Origin of the sequence: Bacillus sp. RO1, assembly GCF_012524115.1 — a bacterium.
Taxonomy (GTDB): Bacteria; Bacillota; Bacilli; order Bacillales; family Bacillaceae_I; genus Sutcliffiella_A.
The window spans coordinates 1-17999 of record NZ_JAAZWB010000073.1; the positions used below are offsets into that span (position 1 = coordinate 1).

Sequence of the window (17999 nt, forward strand, 5' to 3'; positions counted from 1 at the left end):
AAGACTCCTCTGGCTCAATATTTCGGCTAGACAGGTCTTTATTCTGGGTATGAGGACTCCTCTGGCTCAATATTTCGGCTAGACAGGTCTTCATTCATGCTATGAGGACTCCTCTGGCTCAATATTTTGGCTAGACAGGTCTTCATTCATGCTATGAAGACTCCTCTGGCTCAATATTTTGGCTAGACAGGTCTTCATTCTGGGTATGAGGACTCCTCTGGCTCAAAATTCATTCTAGTCATGTCTTCATTACGGTAATGAAGACTTCTCTGGCTCAAAATTCATTCTAGTCAGGTCTTCATTACGGTAATGAAGACTCCTCAGTCTCGAAATTTTACCCAAATAGGTCTTCATACAGGATATAAAGACTTCACCGGCTCAAAATTGACGCTTTAAAGGTCTTCATACGCTAGCTTAGTTTCTTCCCAACTCGCCAACTAAAACCTCATTCTCTCCTGCATTTCCTCTTTCGTATAGATGACGCGCATCGGGTTCCCTCCGACGAAGGCGCCTTCTGGGACGTCTTTATGTACAAGGGTGCCAGCGGAGACGATGGCGCCGTCTCCGATAATGACGCCAGGAAGGATGGTCGTGTTGGCACCGATCATGACTTCGCTGCCGATTTCCACATCGCCGAGGCGGTATTCCTTGACCAGATATTCGTGGGCAAGGATGGTGGTGTTATAGCCAATGACCGTGTTGCGGCCGACGCTTATTTTTTCCGGGAACATGACATCAAGCATGACCATTAAAGCAAAGGAGGTTTGCTCGCCCACCTTCATGCGTAAAAATGTGCGGTAGAGCCAGTTTTTCATGCCTAAAAATGGCGTGTACCTGGCGATCTGAATGACTGCAAAGTTTTTCACGACTTTTATAAAAGGGACGGTTTTGTAAACATGCCATAGGGAATTCGCGCCCTCCACCGGGTAGCGGGTCGTCCTTCTACTCACCCTCAGTCACTCCCAATATTGGCAGCAAGTCTTGCATATGTGTGAGCGTATAATCCGGTTCAAAGGATTGTAGGTATTCGACTCCTTTAATCGTCCAGCTTACTGCTGCCGTTTTCGTTCCGGCATTTTTTCCTGCTAGGATGTCGTGAAAGTTGTCACCTACCATAATTGCCTCTTCAGGCGTTGAGCCTAGCTGCTGCAGGGCAAGGTGGATTGGTTCTGGATCTGGTTTGGCATTGGTGACATCATCAAGGCAGACGACCACATCAAAGAATTGGTCAAGTCCCGTCAACTTAAGGCCCATCACCACAGTCTGTCGCATTTTTGTCGTCACAATTCCAAGCTTCAGACCTTTTTCATGCAAAAGTTTTACTGTTTCCAATACCCCTTCAAACTCTGTTACATATTCGTCATGTTTAGTCATATTGAAGTCGCGATAATGGGCAATCATTTCTTCCACTTTCGACTCATCCATTTTTACGAATGTATCATATAGAGGTGGGCCGAGGAAGGTCAGTACGTCTTCACGGCCATACTGATCTGGATAATAATGATTTAATGTGTGAAGGAACGACTCAATAATAAGGTCGTTTGTGTCTATTAGTGTTCCATCTAGATCAAAAAGTACGGTGTTAATGGTCATAAGAGGCTTCCTTTCTTTTTGCAAGTTCTAGCCTTTTCCAAACAAAAGCAACGGCTATCGTAAGGAGAATGGCAGTTGTAATTCGGATGGCAAGTAGCGGCCATACAGGGATGCCGAGCGGAATGAAGATAAGCGTATCCTCCACCACCGCATGACAGGCAACGAGAAAAATAAACGCAAGAGTCAAATCCTTCTTACTTACATTATCCTCTTTTACCGCCTGAATCATAACCCCTGCTCCATATGCAAGGCCGATTACTAGACCGGCCGCCATGGTAGTAGACGTATTCTCTTTCATTCCAAGCGCTCGGGTAAACGGCCCCATCCACTTCGAGAATACCGCCAACCAGCCGAGCTCCTTCATATATTGCACAAGGACCATAAGTGGAATGACGATTACTGCAAGCTGCAGAATCCCCATCAGACCACGTTGTGTGGCATCAAGGATTATAGGGAAAAAGCCTGTTACAGCCTCTTCAGATTTTGCGACCATGCCATACTGGGCAAGTTCGCCTCCACCTTTCCAAACCAAGTTGATGATAATGGCTGAGAAAAAGGCAAGACCTAACCTTACCGCTAATATCACGGAAATTTTCAACCCTACTTTTGCCGCAACGGTCGACTCTACTAAAAGATTATGTGAAAACGAGAGCATGACAGCCAAGATAAAGACCTCTTTTACGGTAAGGTCCAAGGTAAGGATGGCACCTATTCCAGCATACAGGTTCAGAAAATTCCCGATTACAAGCGGGATGGCTGCTTCACCTGATAGACCGAAAATCCCCATGATCGGCGCGATTGCTTTTATAAGATATTGCAGGACTGGTGTATGCTGAAGAATGCCGACAAGGAGTGTGACTGGGAAAATGACTTTACCCAGTGTCCACGTCGTTCCCAGCCCCACCATCAGCCCGCGTTTTAATGTTTGCAGCATGAAGCTCCTCCCCCTTTGAAGTAGCCGCTCCATCTTTTTTTGTTGGAGGCTTTATTTATCTAGTCGCTTCAGGTGTATTTTTGTTTGAGTACATCTAACCTTCTTTATTTTCTGGATCCAAGTAACGTTTGTTAGCCATGCCAAGCACACGACGCACTATGATAAGTGCGATGGCAAGGACGACCAGTCCAATGGAGATAACTTGTGCGATTCTTAAAGACTCAGTCAGCATCAAGCTATCCGTACGCATTCCTTCAATAAAGAAGCGTCCGACGGAGTACCAAATCACATAACTCAAGAAGAGTTCCCCGCGTCTTAAATTCACTTTTCTCAGTAAAAGAAGCAATCCGAAACCAACCAAATTCCAAATAGATTCATAAAGGAAAGTTGGGTGATAGTACGTCCCGTTTATGTACATTTGGTCGACGATGAAATCCGGTAAGTAAAGCCCCTCCAAGAATTCTCTTGTCACTTCCCCACCATGGGCTTCCTGGTTCATGAAGTTCCCCCAGCGGCCAATTGCTTGACCAAGGATGATACTTGGTGCACCGATATCGGCAAGCTTCCAGAACGAAATTCCTCGTATTCTTGCAAAAATAACCCCAGTGGTAATGGCTCCGATTAATCCGCCATGAATTGCAAGGCCGCCTTCCCAAATCTTCAAAATATCGCCTGGGTTTTGAGAATAATGATCCCATTGAAACGCTACATAATATAGTCTTGCACAAAGAATCGCAATCGGAATCGCAAACAAGACAAGATCTACAAATATATCCTTGTTAAGTCCACGTCTTTCGGATTCTCTTGTGGCAATCCATAATCCAAGCAGGGCACCTGTACCAATAATGGCCCCATACCAGTAAACCGTAATCGGCCAACTGATCATGACCGGATTTAACGGCTCGATGTTTCCTAACAACATGTTCCCCACACTCCATTATTTTTTAAATGTCTTCATGCTCGTTTTCATTATTAATAACACCTGACAAACGGTTGGAGAACTGTTCGGCAGCATTCATGCCCATTCTCTTCAAGCGGAAATTCATCGCTGCCACTTCAATGATAACAGCCAAGTTTCGTCCAGGACGTACAGGAACTGTCAAGCGAGTGACTTCCGAATCAATGATCTTCATCTTTTCTTCATCCAAACCAACTCGATCGTACTGCTTGTTTTTATCCCAAAGCTCAAGATTAATAACAAGGGTGATGCGTTTATAACTGCGCACTGCTCCCGCTCCGAAAAGGGTCATCACGTTGATGATACCAAGACCCCTGATCTCGAGAAGATGTTCAATCAATTCCGGCGAGTTCCCGATAAGTGTATCTGTATCTTCCTGTCTGATTTCGACGCAGTCATCAGCCACCAAACGATGCCCTCTTTTTACAAGTTCAAGCGCCGTTTCACTTTTACCCACGCCACTTTTCCCAGTGATAAGCACGCCTACCCCGTAAATGTCGACAAGCACGCCGTGTACAGCGGTTGTCGGTGCAAGCTTCCCTTCTAAGTAATTAGTCAGGTGGGAGGAAAGCCTCGTCGTTTTCATCGGTGAGCGCATAAGTGGCACACTTTCGTACTCTGCTGCTTCCACGAGTTCAGGTGGAACTTCCATGTCCCTTGACACAATGATGCCCGGAGTGATGTCCGTGCAGAGCTGACTCATCCGCTCTCTTTTTTCCTTCGGCGTAAGCCTTTCAAAAAAAGACAGCTCCGTTTTTCCAAGCAGCTGAATTCTCTCGGCCGGATAGTAGGTAAAATAACCGGCCATCTCTATACCAGGTCGGGAAATATCACTTGTCGCAATCGGACGATTCACGCCCTCTTCCCCACCAATCAATTCAAAATTAAACTTCTCAATCAGATCCTTTGTCCGAACCTTTGGCACAGCCAAAACCTCCTTCAGTATGGAAACACCCTGATGTGAATATCAAAATGAGTGTTACGCTTCCTATGTAAATCAACCTTTTCTCATTTTAGCACTATTTGACTTTTTTATTAAGTGGGAGGTTTGGGAGAGGGGATTTAAATGAGGATATAGAATCTTTAAGCTGGTGATTGGAGCAAAAGGCGGAGACTCCTCGAAAATGCTACGCATTTTCTTCGTGCGAAGTTTCGCTGCCGAAGCCTTCCTTGTCCTGCGGGAAAGTAGCGGCAATTTTGAGACCCCGCAGGCTTGCCGAGGAGGCTCAAGGTCGCCCCGCGGAAAGCGAAGCCATTTGCGGAAATCAACAGCGGTGGTTAACAGAGTATAAAAAACGCGAACCCTTGAGAAATCAGGTTCGCGTTTCATGTTAATTCTTCTTTTGCAAAGGCTCCACAATTGCCTTCTGGATTAACAGATTTAATATCGAAATGACTATCGCTGCTAAAATGGCTGTACCGAAACCATCAATATTAAATGCATCTCCCATCAAGAAAGCAGTCAACATAAGCGTAATCGCATTGATCACAAATAAGAACAACCCCAAACTTAGCAACGTGACAGGCAAAGTCAAAATAACCAAGACTGGTTTCACAATCGTATTCAACACTGCCAAAATCAAACTTGCAATGATTGCCGCTCCGACACCGCTCAGCTGGAACGAGTCAAAATAGCCCGCAACCACAATCAATATCAATGCATTAACGAGAATACTGACAGCCCATCTCATCAGTGTATCTCTGACTCTTCATTCGGAAGTAGAAAAGTTAAAACAAAGTACGTAACAATCAGAGGCATTACTCCTGTTGGGAACAACAGAATAACAAAAATAACGCGCAACAGATTGGAATCTACCCCTAAATATTTTCCAAGACCTCCAAGCACACCCGCAAGCTTGCGGTCGTTTTTGGAACGAATAAGACGTCTCATATTACTTCACCTCATATGGTTTGATTAAAATGGAACCTGTCGTCGTTTCCGCAAGGATGTACGTAAGCGGAGCATCTTCCTTTTTCGCCTTAAAATGAAGCGCCTTTTGCACCACTTCATTTTTTTCCTCCACAACATCCATTCCTGGAACCTCGCATGTAAAGCTTCCAAGATTCGTTTTCAGCTCTGCTTCCAACGCATTTTCAGTTGGAATGAACAGATCCACACTACCTGTTTTTGTTTTCGCCATAATGGAACGGGCGGAAGTTCCAGTCAACTCTCCAACCACATTTCCATTAAAACTCTGCACATCCAATTTTTCAATATCTCCGCGAACCTTTAACATTCCGTTAATGGTTTCTGCCTCGATTTCTTTCGCATCGCAATCAGTCAATTTAATATGACCGTTTGCCGTTTCCGCTTCAATGTAATCGCTTCTTAAGTTCTCCCATGTTAACGAACCATTCGCCGACTTCATTTTCATCGACTTTACATGTAAACCTTCCCCTGAAATCGGCCCATTAAACATGCGGATATTCAAGCTATCATATTTCTCTTCTGGCACATAAACCGTTGCATTCACTTTCATATGCTTCTTCTGGACAGAAAAACGTAGTTTCCCAGCTTCAATTGCAAATAGTACTTCACTAAGGAAAGCTTTCCGCGCGTCATCTTGTGAGTTCTCCTCATAAACCTTTGCCTCACACTCTATCTTCACATCGTTCTCTTTCCAAGGAACCACCTTAACCGCGCCATTCGCCACATCAAGGTCAATATGCTGCAAATGCACATCTGATTGCTGGAAAATATGTTGAATCGAGATAGAAGGACCAAAGTTGAAATCCAAGTCCAAATCTTTAATCTTCTGCAGCGCACTTCCAACAAAATCTAAGATGTTATTTTTAAAAGAGGACGCCTGCTTGCTGTAAGAATCAAATTTTGATTTATCAAAAGAGCTGGAGCCGGTTGATCCATTTTTACTATTGGAATTGGAAAAAACCTTTGAGGACAGCGCTTTAAAAATATTCTCTTCTGCTTCCTGAGACCCTTTCGCATCCCTAGCAAGCTCAGAAACAATTTCATCCTGCCTCAAACTCTTCTCTTCACTATTCTTCTCCAAACTCTCCAATAAAATAATCGCCTCTTCCGCCGTCAGCTTCCCTTCCTCCACCAACTTCAAAATACGCTTACGCTCTTCCATACAAAACATCCTCCCTTTTTGTAACCTATAAAGCTCAATTTAACATTCAATAAGATTCTTCTATACTACCTCTACGACTGAACACACTCAAAAGTTTCACTTTCTGCTTATATACCTTATTGTTGCATAAAAATTTCGAAAAGGGGTCAGACCCCGGCAGGATTTTTGTTACCCATGTCGTACGCCTCAAGTCTTATTAGTTTGTTGCCCATGGTGATTCAATTTGGATTCTTTGAGTCTCCCACTCACCAAATGGTATAATGGTTCTAGTTTCTGGGTATAGATTGTGTGGAAGGAGTGAAATGGATATGGATTTTATTATGGATCATTTGTTGACAATCATTATTGTTCTGGTCATATTATTTGTGGTGATCCCTTTCTTGAAAAGCATTTTATCTAAACTTGTTATGATTGGACTGATACTTGCCGGCTTGATTTTCTTTGGCGTACTGGGTCCTGATTTCACTGAGTCTTCCTCTAATTATGTGGAGAATACGATTCGTCCAGTCGTGACGAACGAAATAGATAAAGCAGATTTTCATTATGATGAAGGGTCAAAAGAGTACAAGATTCAAAGTGCCTCTTTTCACCTGAAAGGAAAACTAAACGAAAATACTGGCGAAATTCGTTTCAAGGATAAAACCTATGAAATGGATGTTCGATTCTTACAAGATATTATTGAAAAGAAAGTTCAAGAACAAGAGACAAACCAGTAGAAATACAAAAAAGAAGGATGGTTGCCCATTTGGAGTAACCATCCTCTTTTTTATATCTTTATAGTCACCCTTTACTAACCGCTTCGACTTTCTTTACTTTTTGATCCATTCGATCGCGGTCACGCAGTAAAACAGGTCGGAGATATTGCCCCGTATAAGAAGCTTCTACTTCAATAACCTCTTCTGGTGTACCAGTTGCAATGATACTGCCCCCTTTGTCCCCACCCTCAGGACCAAGGTCGACCATGTAATCCACCGCTTTAATAACATCTAAGTTATGCTCAATGACCAGCACAGTATCCCCATTCTCCACTAATCGTTGTAACACCTTCAACAGCCTCGAAATGTCATCCACATGCAACCCTGTTGTCGGCTCATCCAAGATATAGAGAGATCGACCTGTCGATCTACGGTGCAGCTCTGATGCAAGTTTGACACGTTGCGCTTCCCCGCCCGAAAGAGTGGTTGCCGGTTGACCGAGTGTAATATAGCCTAAGCCAACATCGTAAATAGTCTGCAGCTTCCGCTTGATCTTCGGTATGTTTTCAAAGAAACTCACTGCATCCTCAACGGTCATCTTCAAAATATCATCAATATTTTTCCCTTTATACTGCACTTCAAGCGTCTCACGATTATAACGTTTCCCGTGACACACTTCACACGGCACATACACATCAGGAAGGAAATGCATTTCAATTTTTATAATTCCATCCCCGCGACATGCCTCACAGCGGCCACCTTTCACATTGAACGAAAAACGACCTTTTTTATATCCGCGAACTTTCGCTTCATTAGTAGATGCAAATACGTCACGAATGTCATCGAATACCCCTGTGTAGGTGGCAGGGTTAGAACGTGGGGTTCTTCCAATCGGAGACTGATCGATATCAATTACCTTATCAAGATGGTCAATTCCTCGAATCTCTTTATGTTGGCCAGGTTTTGTCTTTGCATTATGCAGACGCTGCGCAAGGGCCTTGTGCAAAATTTCATTAATTAATGTACTTTTTCCTGAACCTGACACCCCTGTCACTGCCACAAAACAGCCAAGCGGTATTTTCACATCCACATTGCTTAAGTTGTTTTCATTCGCACCAATTACTTCAATGAAACGGTCCTTAACCACTTTTCTTTCTGTCGGAAGTGGAATGAACTTCTTTCCAGACAAATATTGACCAGTCAAAGAGCTCTCGTCATTCATTACTTCCTCAGGTGTACCAGCTGAAATTACCTGACCACCATGTACACCTGCTCCAGGTCCGATATCAAGCAAGTAGTCGGCTGCCATCATGGTGTCTTCATCATGCTCGACTACAATTAACGTATTACCAATATCACGCATGTTCTTGAGAGTTTGGATTAATCGGTCATTGTCTCGCTGATGAAGTCCGATAGACGGCTCATCGAGGATATAAAGAACTCCGGTAAGTCTTGAACCAATTTGGGTTGCCAGACGAATACGTTGTGCTTCTCCACCAGAAAGCGTTCCGGCAGAACGGCTCATCGTCAAATAATCCAATCCGACATTGTTCAAGAACCCCAGACGTTCCTCAATTTCTCGCAAAATCATATGGGCAATCTTTCTTTCTTTTTCCGTCAGCTCCAGGCTCTCAAAGAAATCCAAAGCTTCTACGATAGAAAAGTTAGTCACATTCCCGATATGATTATTGTTGATAAGCACCGATAAGCTTTCTAGCTTCAAGCGGTTCCCTTTACAAGTAGGACATGGTTGCTGAGCCATATACTTTTCCATCTGTTCACGGATGTAGTCGGAACTAGTCTCCTTGTAGCGTCTTTCCACATTGGGGATAACTCCCTCGAAGATGATATAGCTTTCACGCACTTGACCAAAGTCATTTTCGTAGCGGAAGTAAATTTCCTCCTTCCCACTACCATAAAGCACCTTATCTAAAAGATTTTTGGGGATATCTTTTACCGGTACCTCCATGTCAATGCCGTAGTGATTACAGACAGCTTGCAGCATTTGTGGATAATATTGTGAACTTGTTGGTTCCCAAGGAGCAAGTGCATGCTCTTTGAGGCTTAGGTTTTTATTAGGCAGCACCAAATCAATGTCCACTTCCAGCTTTGTCCCTAAACCATCACATTTTTGGCATGCTCCGTAAGGACTGTTAAAGGAAAACATTCTTGGTTCTAATTCACCAATGGAGAATCCACATTGTGGACAAGCATGATGCTCGCTGAAGAGAAGTTCCTCTTCTCCGATTACATCCACAATCACTTTTCCTTCCCCAAGCCTGATAGCCGATTCCAATGAATCTGACAGACGGGTTTCCACGCCTTCTTTTACGACGATACGGTCTATCACTACTTCAATGGAATGCTTTTTGTTTTTTTCCAACTCGATATCATCGGATACTTCCATCATTTCACCGTTCACACGTACGCGGACATACCCTTGTTTCTTAATGTCCTCAAGTGTTTTCACATGGGTTCCTTTACGACCTTGGATGACAGGAGCAAGAATTTGAAGTTTTGTCCGTTCTGGATATTCCATAATCCTGTCTACCATTTGTTCGATTGTTTGAGAAGATATCTCGATACCGTGTTTCGGACATGTCGGCCTACCCACCCTTGCAAAAAGAAGACGAAGATAATCATAGATTTCCGTTACCGTTCCCACGGTAGAACGCGGGTTACGGCTTGTAGTCTTCTGGTCGATGGAGATGGCAGGGGATAACCCTTCAATGGCATCCACATCCGGTTTGTCCATCTGTCCAAGGAATTGGCGCGCATAGGCAGAAAGGGACTCTACATAACGGCGTTGTCCTTCTGCATAGATGGTGTCAAAGGCTAGAGAGGATTTCCCCGATCCTGATAGCCCCGTCAACACCACTAATTTATCGCGGGGAATCGTTACATCAATGTTTTTTAGGTTATGGGCTCTGGCCCCTTTTACTACTATTTTATCCATTGCCATCCTTATGTCATCCTTCCGCTTTGAGCTCCAAGATGAGGTCACGAAGCTCGGCTGCACGTTCGAAATCGAGCGCTTTTGCCGCATCTTTCATTTCCTGCTCCATGCTTTCTATGAGCTTTTCTCTTTCTTTCTTGTTCTTCGGTCTGAGTGTCGGTACCTTACCTTCGTAATTGCCATCTTCCTCGGCTACGAAAGTCGCACGGATAAGTTCCGGAACCTTTTTCTTGATGGTTGTCGGTGTGATTCCATGCTCTAGATTATAAGCCTCCTGGATTTCCCGGCGACGCTTGGTTTCATTTATTGCAATATCCATGGAGTTTGTTATTTTATCTGCATACATGATGACTTTACCGTTCGAGTTACGGGCCGCACGTCCGATGGTCTGAATCAAGGAACGTTCAGAACGAAGGAAACCTTCTTTATCTGCATCAAGAATGGTGACAAGGGAAACTTCTGGGATGTCGAGACCTTCCCTCAATAAGTTAATCCCTACGAGAACATCATGTTTACCCATTCTCAATTCTCGGATAATCTCAATTCGTTCAAGGGTCTTGATTTCAGAATGCAGGTACGCTACTTTAATTCCCAGCTCCTTCAGGTAAGCAGTAAGATCCTCGGACATCTTCTTCGTCAAGGTAGTGACAAGGACTCTTTCATCCTTTTCCACTCTTTGATGTATCTCGCCGATCAGGTCATCAATCTGACCTTTTATCGGACGAACTTCAATGATTGGATCAAGCAGCCCCGTCGGACGGATGATCTGCTCTACCATTTTTGGTGTGTGCTCCAGCTCGTATGGTCCTGGTGTTGCAGAAACATAGACAAGTTGGGCGGTTTTCTTTTCAAATTCCTCAAACCTCAAAGGACGGTTATCCTTAGCAGACGGCAGACGGAACCCATGGTCTACCAAGACTTGCTTTCTTGCCTGATCCCCATTGAACATCCCTCTGATTTGAGGAAGCGTAACGTGGGACTCGTCAATTACCAGCAGAAAATCTTCCGGGAAGAAATCCATTAGGGTGTATGGTGTCGAGCCAGCCGGACGCAGTGTCAAATGCCGGGAGTAGTTTTCGATTCCAGAACAAAAACCCATCTCCGCCATCATTTCCAGGTCATATCGGGTCCGCTGCTCCAGTCGCTGAGCTTCTAGCAGTTTACCTGCCTCGCGAAGCTCTTCCAGTCGCTCTTCCAGTTCTGCCTGAATATTGACGATGGCTTTTTTCATCTTCTCTTCTCGGGTTACGAAGTGGGAAGCCGGGAAAATGGAAACATGGTTACGATCGCCAAGAATTTCCCCTGTTAGTGCATCCACTTCTCTTATCCGGTCTATTTCGTCGCCGAAAAATTCCACTCGAATACAGTGTTCGTCGCGGGATGCCGGGAAAATCTCCACCACATCACCGCGAACCCGGAAGGTCCCGCGCTTGAAGTCAATATCATTCCTGCTGTACTGGATGTCTACTAAGTCGCGCAGTAAGACATTTCGTTCTTTTTCCATGCCTGTTCTTAAGCTGACAACCAGGTCACGATATTCTTCCGGTGACCCCAAGCCATAGATACAAGACACACTGGCTATAATGATAACGTCGTTCCGCTCAAAAAGGGAAGCCGTTGCTGAGTGGCGGAGCTTATCGATTTCATCATTGATGCTTGCGTCTTTTTCTATGAATGTATCAGTGGAAGGTACATACGCTTCTGGTTGATAGTAATCATAATAACTAACAAAATATTCGACTGCGTTGTTAGGGAAAAATTCCTTGAACTCACTATATAATTGCCCTGCCAACGTCTTGTTGTGGGCGATAATTAACGTCGGTTTGTTTACTGCCTGTATCACATTGGAGACAGTAAATGTTTTACCTGTACCTGTTGCGCCAAGAAGTGTCTGATGCTTTTTTCCGTTTTTGATGCCTTCTACAATCTCCGCAATCGCGGTTGGCTGATCTCCATCCGGCTTATATCCAGAAACTAACTCAAACTGTTCCATCCACAAAAAGCCTCCATTTCCGTTCATCTAACTTCTACCAATATTCTATCACAACATTGACCTAAAACAACAAAAATACGAACTGATATTCGTGTTTTTTGTAAAAATCATCTTTTTTCTCTATACCCGTCTATGTTGCGTTTAAAGAGTGTTTTCTATATTCTTATCATGTATTGGGAATCGGAAACTTCATTTGGAGAGATTTATGATGAAAAAGTTTATTGGCAGTACTATCAGTAGAAAAATGTTTTGCGTAGCTTGGCTGATTATATTAATGGCGGGCTGTTTTTCCCAAGATATTCCCGAAGAAACGCTAGATTTACCTTATCTAGATGAACGTGCATTGGAAAATCCAGAAGAAGAACTGACCTACAGTGAAGTGGATGGAGCGTATGTCCATGATTTCATCAAAGCTAATAAAGATAAGTCCGTAAGGTGGACTGCAACGGTGACGCGTGTAGAAAACAATTCTACCTATGAGCTGCAGGAACCGCTACTCCCGGCCATTCTTGTTACTTTTGCAGATGATTTAAATCCCCCACCAATAGTTGGGGACGTTCTGACATTCAAAGGCGTACTAACTGGCTATGGAGAAACATTTGGCAAAGACCCGCTTTGGGTAGTGAGACCAGCCAGACTCGAGTCGACCACTGCTGAAGAACAAGAAGCATTATTTACCTTTCAACGAGCAGCCCAACAAGCAAAAGAGGGAGCAGACCATCCGTAATCCGGAAAAGCCGCTCCCTCTGTTTCTATTTGAATTTCCCTACCATTTTCCTCGCATACAAAAATCCGATTACTAAAGAAAGGACGTCCACTACAATAACAAACCATTCGTTCCCATGTCCTTTAAAGATCGAAACTAAAATGAGCGCTATCGCCAAACCTGTACCAACATACAGATTATAGGTTACTCTTGTAAATAGGACCACGAGCAGCGCAGGGATAATCAATGCTAAAACCAGCTTTACCAACAATCTGAAAACCTCTTTTCTATCACTTCCGAAAATCTTCTAGTGTTAGTATAGCAGTTTTTTTGGTTCTGTATAAGGAGATTTCATTCACTCATTATTCCACTTCCACAGCAATCTCTGTCACACTTCTCAATTTCTTCTGTTTATTCGCCAACTGAATTTTATTTACAAATGTAAGGAGGGACTGTCTGTCGCTATCATTTTCAATTAAAAATTCTACCAGGTATGTATACCTTCTTTTTTTTACATTTGCCTGAACGCCAAGGATATTGACCTTAAATTCAAGCAATTGATTGGCAACCATGAATTTTAATCCTAATAGAACTTTACTGTCTTCAGGAATCTGCACCCTACTGATAAAGCGCAATTTTTCCATATTTAGCTCTTCCATGTACACTTTGGTACTGCCTGTCGTCACTTCACGGCCGTTCACTTGTAAAATGGTCATCCCACCTACTACAAAATGTCTTGTTCTGTATAGGCCTAGCCACATTAACTTATCCTTTTGATCACCCACCAAACTGCCCCCTAATCCCGTGCTTTTGGTTATTATATCGTCAGGGGAACCAAGTTTTTTAGGGTTTCTCATAATTTGTAGCCATTAATTTAAACTAGTCAAGTGATGAAAACATTTTAAACAAAAAACCCCTTCTAAAGTATCTTCAAACGACAAAAAAGCCCAAAACACCCTGTCTGAAAGGGTATTCTGAGCTTTCAATTAAATTAAACTTAGTCCTCATCCGCCATAATATCAATCAAGCCGACTTTCGGGTTCTTATCTTGGAACCAACGTAATGAGAAGTCGTTATCAAACAAGGCAACATACTGATCGTTGCGGTCTTTCACCAAGATATTACGGGAATCAAACAACGAAGTATCCACGTCTTGGCTTTCCAACCAACGAGGAATTTTTGAGCCAATCATATTGTAGACGACTTCCACATTGTACTCGCCCTTCATGCGGTATTCGAATACATCCAATTGAAGCTGACCAACTGCTCCAAGGATGTAAGCTTCCGTACCGTATTGACGGAACAACTGGATAGCACCTTCCTGCACAAGCTGAGTGATACCTTTTCCGAATTGCTTCCCTTTCATGACATTTTTCGCTTCTACTTTTACGAAAAGCTCAGGAGCAAATGTCGGAATTTCATCAAATTCAACTTTTTGATTGCCGCCGCTGAACAGAGAATCACCAATCTGATAAACACCCGGATCATAGATACCGATGATATCCCCAGGGTATGCGTGATCTACCGTCTCACGATCAGACGCCAAGAATTGTTGGGACTGCGTTAACTTAATGGATTTTCCTGTTCTGCTAACCTGTACCGTCATTCCACGCTCAAACACACCTGAACAGATTCTCAAGAATGCAAGACGGTCGCGGTGAGCCGGGTTCATGTTCGCCTGGATTTTAAAAATGAAGCCAGAGAAATCAGTTGATTTTGGCTCTACTTTCCCCTCTTCTGTCTGACGAGGCTGCGGTTCACTAGCAAGATCCAAGAACGTACGGAAAAACATTTCCACTCCAAAGTTGGAGATCGCACTTCCGAAGAATACCGGCGTCTGCAAGCCATTTTTCACTTTATTGATGTCAAAATCATTTCCTGCTTCTTCTAGCAGCTCAAAGTCTTCTTTTGCTTGTATAAAAGTCGGGTGAGTAGAAATCTCCTCCACCGCATCCAATTCCTTGAACGGAATGCGATCCTCTTCATCTTTACCTTGATAGCGAATGAATACTTCGTTGTAACGGTCGTAAACACCCAAGAAGCGTTTCCCCATTCCAACAGGCCAGTTCATCGCATAGGACTCGATACCAAGCACTTCTTCAATCTCTTCCAGAAGCGCAAGCGGTTCTTTACCTTCACGGTCCAGCTTATTGATGAACGTGAAGATCGGGATACCGCGCATACGACATACCTTGAAAAGCTTGATAGTTTGCGGCTCTACCCCTTTCGTGCAGTCGATGATCATCACGGCGCTGTCCACGGCAGTCAACGTACGATACGTATCTTCACTGAAATCTTCGTGTCCAGGAGTATCAAGAATGTTAATATGCTTATCCATATACTCAAAACTCATAACACTCGATGTTACCGAGATTCCACGCTTCTTCTCAATTTCCATCCAGTCAGATGTAGCAAATTTGCCAGACTTCTTCCCTTTTACCGTACCTGCTGAACGAATAACGTTACCAAATAAAAGAAGTTTCTCCGTCAAGGTCGTTTTCCCGGCATCCGGGTGGGATATGATCGCAAAGGTTCTGCGGCGGTCTATCTCTTTATTTAAAAGTTCATTTTTCACTGTTTCCGTACCTACCTCTCAAAAATTACACAATAGTGCTATTATAACAGAAATACGCTTGAGAAAAATATAGCAATCCAACGAAAACCTATTTCCAATATTCCTATTCTCGGTTATACTCTTTGTAAATATATGTTAGGAGTGATCATTTTGGCAAAAAGTAAAGCAAAAAAGCTACGTGACAAGCAAGTCCGGGAAGGCAACCGCAATCCAGAAAACGGCCGCGGCATCTACGCCCTTGCTAACCTTACAACCAAAACAACCAAGACGAAAAAAGAAAAACTGAATCAGCTGTACAAAAAAGAACGACAATCTCGCTATGGTGGTGACCAGGAGAATGTCGTTCTTTATTTTTGCAATTCATTAGCGCCACTTTTGATTTCCGCGCCAGGCTTCGGTTACCGCGGTGCGTAGCTTGAGCCTCCTCGCTGCGCTGTGGGGGTCTCAAGCTACCGCTACCTCCCGCCGGAGTCTTCGCCTTTCGCTCCAACCAACAGCTAGGTTGCTGCAATGATCAACAGAATGCTTTTACAGATCCTATCTTATATAAATTGCATGGAGTTTTTTCATTCAATGTTGATTACAGTGGAAGGCGCGCAGACGCCCACGGGAGGAAGGGACAGGGGAGACCCCACAACGAAGTGAGGAGACTCCCGGACCGCCCGCAAGCAAGCGAAGCGCCTGGAACGGAAATCAACCGTTGAGCCAATTCCCCTCAATTCCTTTGCTGAAAGGCCACCACCGCCTCAAACTCTTGTTCATACAAACGGCTCAATCGGATGAACAACGGCGTCAGCTCTTTATACACTTCCACTTCTGCCTGATTCGGAACATACCCATTCGTCGTCCCCACCATCTCATTCATCACATCAAACGAGTCTATATCACCAAGCGCATACAATCCAAGAACTGCAGCACCTAGGCAGGAACTTTCCACACTTTCAGGGATACTTACTTCCTGATTGAAAATATTAGAAAGCATCTGGCACCAAACTTCCGAACGAGCAAACCCGCCTGTTGCATGAATTTTCTCCGGAATGCCGATAATCTCTTCCAGTGCTAACAACACTGTATAAAGGTTAAGGTTGATTCCTTCTAATACCGCTCGCATCATATGCTCTCTTTTATGATGGATACCAAGGCCATAGAAGGATCCACGTGCATTTCCGTTCCACAATGGTGCACGTTCACCTGTCAGATAAGGATGGAAAAGGACACCTTCTGCACCAGGTTTCACTTGAGCAATCTTTGCTGTCATCACATCATATGGGTCAACTCCGATTGCTTTTGCTTCTTCCACTTCCGCTTGGCAAAACTCATCACGTAACCAACGCATAATCATGCCGCCATTGTTGACCGGGCCACCGATTACCCAATGATTTTCTGTCAACGCATAGCAAAATGTTCTGCCCTTTGGATCGGTTACTGGCTTGTCCGCAACGGTACGGATGGCCCCGCTTGTTCCGATGGTCAAAGCGACCACGCCTGGCTGTACAGCGTTTACCCCAAGGTTGGAAAGCACGCCGTCATTTGCACCAATTACAAATTTGACACTAGCAGGAAGTCCCAATTTCACCGACCATTCTGGTTGCAATCCTGTGATGATCTCTGTTGTAGGGACAAGGCGGGACAGCTTGCCTGGAGTAACACCGGCAACACCCAGTGCACCTGAGTCCCAATCCAACTTTTCCAAGTTCAGCATTCCTGTTGCTGACGCAATCGAATGGTCCACTACATATTCTCCAAACAACTTGTAAAACACATATTCTTTTATGGAAATGAATTTAGCTGCGTTTTCAAAAATTGCAGGGTGTTCGTTTCGCAACCAAACTAGCTTTGCTAAAGGGGACATCGGGTGAATCGGTGTTCCTGTTCTCAGGTAAACTTTATGGCCATCCCATTCCTTCTTAATTTTCTTTGCCCACTTCTCACTTCGCTGGTCGGCCCATGTGATACTTTTCGTCAATGGAATTCCTGCTTCATCCACAGCAATCAGACTGTGCATCGCCGCACTGAAGCTGACATGGGAAAGGTCTGTTGTATCGATGCCACTTTTGATTATAGTTTCCCTAATGGAAACCGCCACCGCTTCTAGAATTTCATCGGGATCCTGTTCAGCCGCTCCCATTTCTGGCGTATACAAAGGGTATTCCACGGCATGTTGGCTTTCTACTTTTCCGTCCTTCGTAAAAAGCACTGCCTTTGTGCTTGTTGTTCCTATATCAACGCCTAGCATGTATGTTGTCATGGTGATGTCCTCCTTGATTCAAAATCACAACGGGCCAAGGAAATAGTTCCTTGACCCCCTTTAGATTATCCTAAGACAATGTTTAACACCGCTGTTGATTTCCGCAAATGGCTTCGCTTTCCTAGGGGCGCTGCTGGAGCCTCCTCGGCTTACGCCTGCGGGGTCTCCACCTAGCGCTAACTCCCTCAGGAGTCTTCGCCTTTTGCTCCAATCAACAGCTATATGACCCTCTGAATAGCCTTAGCAAAT

At 44.1% G+C, this 17999-nt stretch carries 17 protein-coding genes; 3 read left to right on the top strand and 14 right to left on the bottom strand.

Features of this window, described 5'->3' with window-relative positions:
- Positions 1-437: 437 nt before the first annotated feature.
- The 8 genes from HC179_RS10920 to HC179_RS10955 all read right to left on the bottom strand — a co-directional run bounded on the left by HC179_RS10920 (position 438) and on the right by HC179_RS10955 (position 6577).
- Positions 438-950: an acyltransferase gene (locus tag HC179_RS10920; protein WP_148987487.1), complete on the bottom strand. Its 513-nt coding sequence runs from the start codon at positions 948-950 to the stop codon at positions 438-440.
- The gene (gene ppaX / locus HC179_RS10925; RefSeq protein ID WP_168864338.1) at positions 943-1593 is read right to left on the bottom strand and encodes a pyrophosphatase PpaX; all 651 of its coding nucleotides are present in this window, start codon (positions 1591-1593) and stop codon (positions 943-945) included. The genes HC179_RS10920 and ppaX overlap by 8 nt, the downstream gene beginning before the upstream one ends.
- Positions 1583-2527: a nucleoside recognition domain-containing protein gene (locus HC179_RS10930; protein WP_168864339.1), complete on the bottom strand. Its 945-nt coding sequence runs from the start codon at positions 2525-2527 to the stop codon at positions 1583-1585. The genes ppaX and HC179_RS10930 overlap by 11 nt, the downstream gene beginning before the upstream one ends.
- 94 nt (positions 2528-2621) lie before the next feature.
- Positions 2622-3449 carry a prolipoprotein diacylglyceryl transferase gene (gene lgt / locus HC179_RS10935; RefSeq protein WP_168864340.1) on the bottom strand — a complete coding sequence of 276 codons (828 nt, stop codon included), beginning with the start codon at positions 3447-3449 and terminating at the stop codon, positions 2622-2624.
- Positions 3450-3471: 22 nt separating this feature from the next.
- The gene (hprK, locus tag HC179_RS10940; protein WP_060664420.1) at positions 3472-4410 is read right to left on the bottom strand and encodes an HPr(Ser) kinase/phosphatase; all 939 of its coding nucleotides are present in this window, start codon (positions 4408-4410) and stop codon (positions 3472-3474) included.
- Positions 4411-4816: 406 nt separating this feature from the next.
- Positions 4817-5179 (bottom strand): phage holin family protein, encoded by a 363-nt coding sequence (locus tag HC179_RS10945; protein WP_168864369.1) that lies wholly within the window; start codon positions 5177-5179, stop codon positions 4817-4819.
- Positions 5176-5376 (bottom strand): PspC domain-containing protein, encoded by a 201-nt coding sequence (locus tag HC179_RS10950; RefSeq protein WP_168864341.1) that lies wholly within the window; start codon positions 5374-5376, stop codon positions 5176-5178. The genes HC179_RS10945 and HC179_RS10950 overlap by 4 nt, the downstream gene beginning before the upstream one ends.
- A gap of 1 nt (position 5377) precedes the next feature.
- Positions 5378-6577 carry a DUF4097 family beta strand repeat-containing protein gene (locus HC179_RS10955; protein WP_168864342.1) on the bottom strand — a complete coding sequence of 400 codons (1200 nt, stop codon included), beginning with the start codon at positions 6575-6577 and terminating at the stop codon, positions 5378-5380.
- A gap of 308 nt (positions 6578-6885) precedes the next feature.
- On the opposite strand from HC179_RS10955, the gene HC179_RS10960 reads away from it, so the two are divergent.
- On the top strand, positions 6886-7293 hold the full coding sequence (locus HC179_RS10960) for a hypothetical protein (RefSeq protein WP_168864343.1): 408 nt from the start codon (positions 6886-6888) through the stop codon (positions 7291-7293).
- 64 nt (positions 7294-7357) lie between these two features.
- On the opposite strand, the gene uvrA is transcribed toward HC179_RS10960, so the two are convergent.
- Both uvrA and uvrB read right to left on the bottom strand, forming a co-directional pair.
- On the bottom strand, positions 7358-10234 hold the full coding sequence (uvrA, locus tag HC179_RS10965) for an excinuclease ABC subunit UvrA (protein ID WP_168864344.1): 2877 nt from the start codon (positions 10232-10234) through the stop codon (positions 7358-7360).
- Positions 10235-10241: 7 nt separating this feature from the next.
- Positions 10242-12221 carry an excinuclease ABC subunit UvrB gene (gene uvrB, locus HC179_RS10970; RefSeq protein WP_168864345.1) on the bottom strand — a complete coding sequence of 660 codons (1980 nt, stop codon included), beginning with the start codon at positions 12219-12221 and terminating at the stop codon, positions 10242-10244.
- Between the two features lie 205 nt (positions 12222-12426).
- On the opposite strand from uvrB, the gene HC179_RS10975 reads away from it, so the two are divergent.
- Positions 12427-12948: a hypothetical protein gene (locus tag HC179_RS10975; protein ID WP_168864346.1), complete on the top strand. Its 522-nt coding sequence runs from the start codon at positions 12427-12429 to the stop codon at positions 12946-12948.
- A gap of 25 nt (positions 12949-12973) precedes the next feature.
- On the opposite strand, the gene HC179_RS10980 is transcribed toward HC179_RS10975, so the two are convergent.
- From HC179_RS10980 to HC179_RS10990, 3 genes are all read right to left on the bottom strand, one after another.
- Positions 12974-13198, bottom strand: a complete 225-nt coding sequence (locus HC179_RS10980; protein WP_168864347.1) for a DUF2198 family protein — start codon at positions 13196-13198, stop codon at positions 12974-12976.
- Positions 13199-13289: 91 nt separating this feature from the next.
- Entirely contained in the window at positions 13290-13712 is a 423-nt protein-coding gene (locus HC179_RS10985; protein ID WP_168864348.1) for a hypothetical protein, read from the bottom strand.
- Between the two features lie 212 nt (positions 13713-13924).
- A complete protein-coding gene (locus HC179_RS10990) occupies positions 13925-15502 on the bottom strand; it encodes a peptide chain release factor 3 (RefSeq protein ID WP_168864349.1) in 1578 nt (525 codons plus the stop codon).
- Between the two features lie 150 nt (positions 15503-15652).
- Here HC179_RS10990 and HC179_RS10995 point away from each other — a divergent pair, with 150 nt between their 5' ends.
- A complete protein-coding gene (locus HC179_RS10995) occupies positions 15653-15916 on the top strand; it encodes a hypothetical protein (RefSeq protein ID WP_240948515.1) in 264 nt (87 codons plus the stop codon).
- A gap of 301 nt (positions 15917-16217) precedes the next feature.
- Here HC179_RS10995 and gntK read toward each other — a convergent pair whose 3' ends face one another.
- Positions 16218-17756 carry a gluconokinase gene (gntK, locus tag HC179_RS11000; protein ID WP_168864370.1) on the bottom strand — a complete coding sequence of 513 codons (1539 nt, stop codon included), beginning with the start codon at positions 17754-17756 and terminating at the stop codon, positions 16218-16220.
- Positions 17757-17999: the final 243 nt, after the last annotated feature.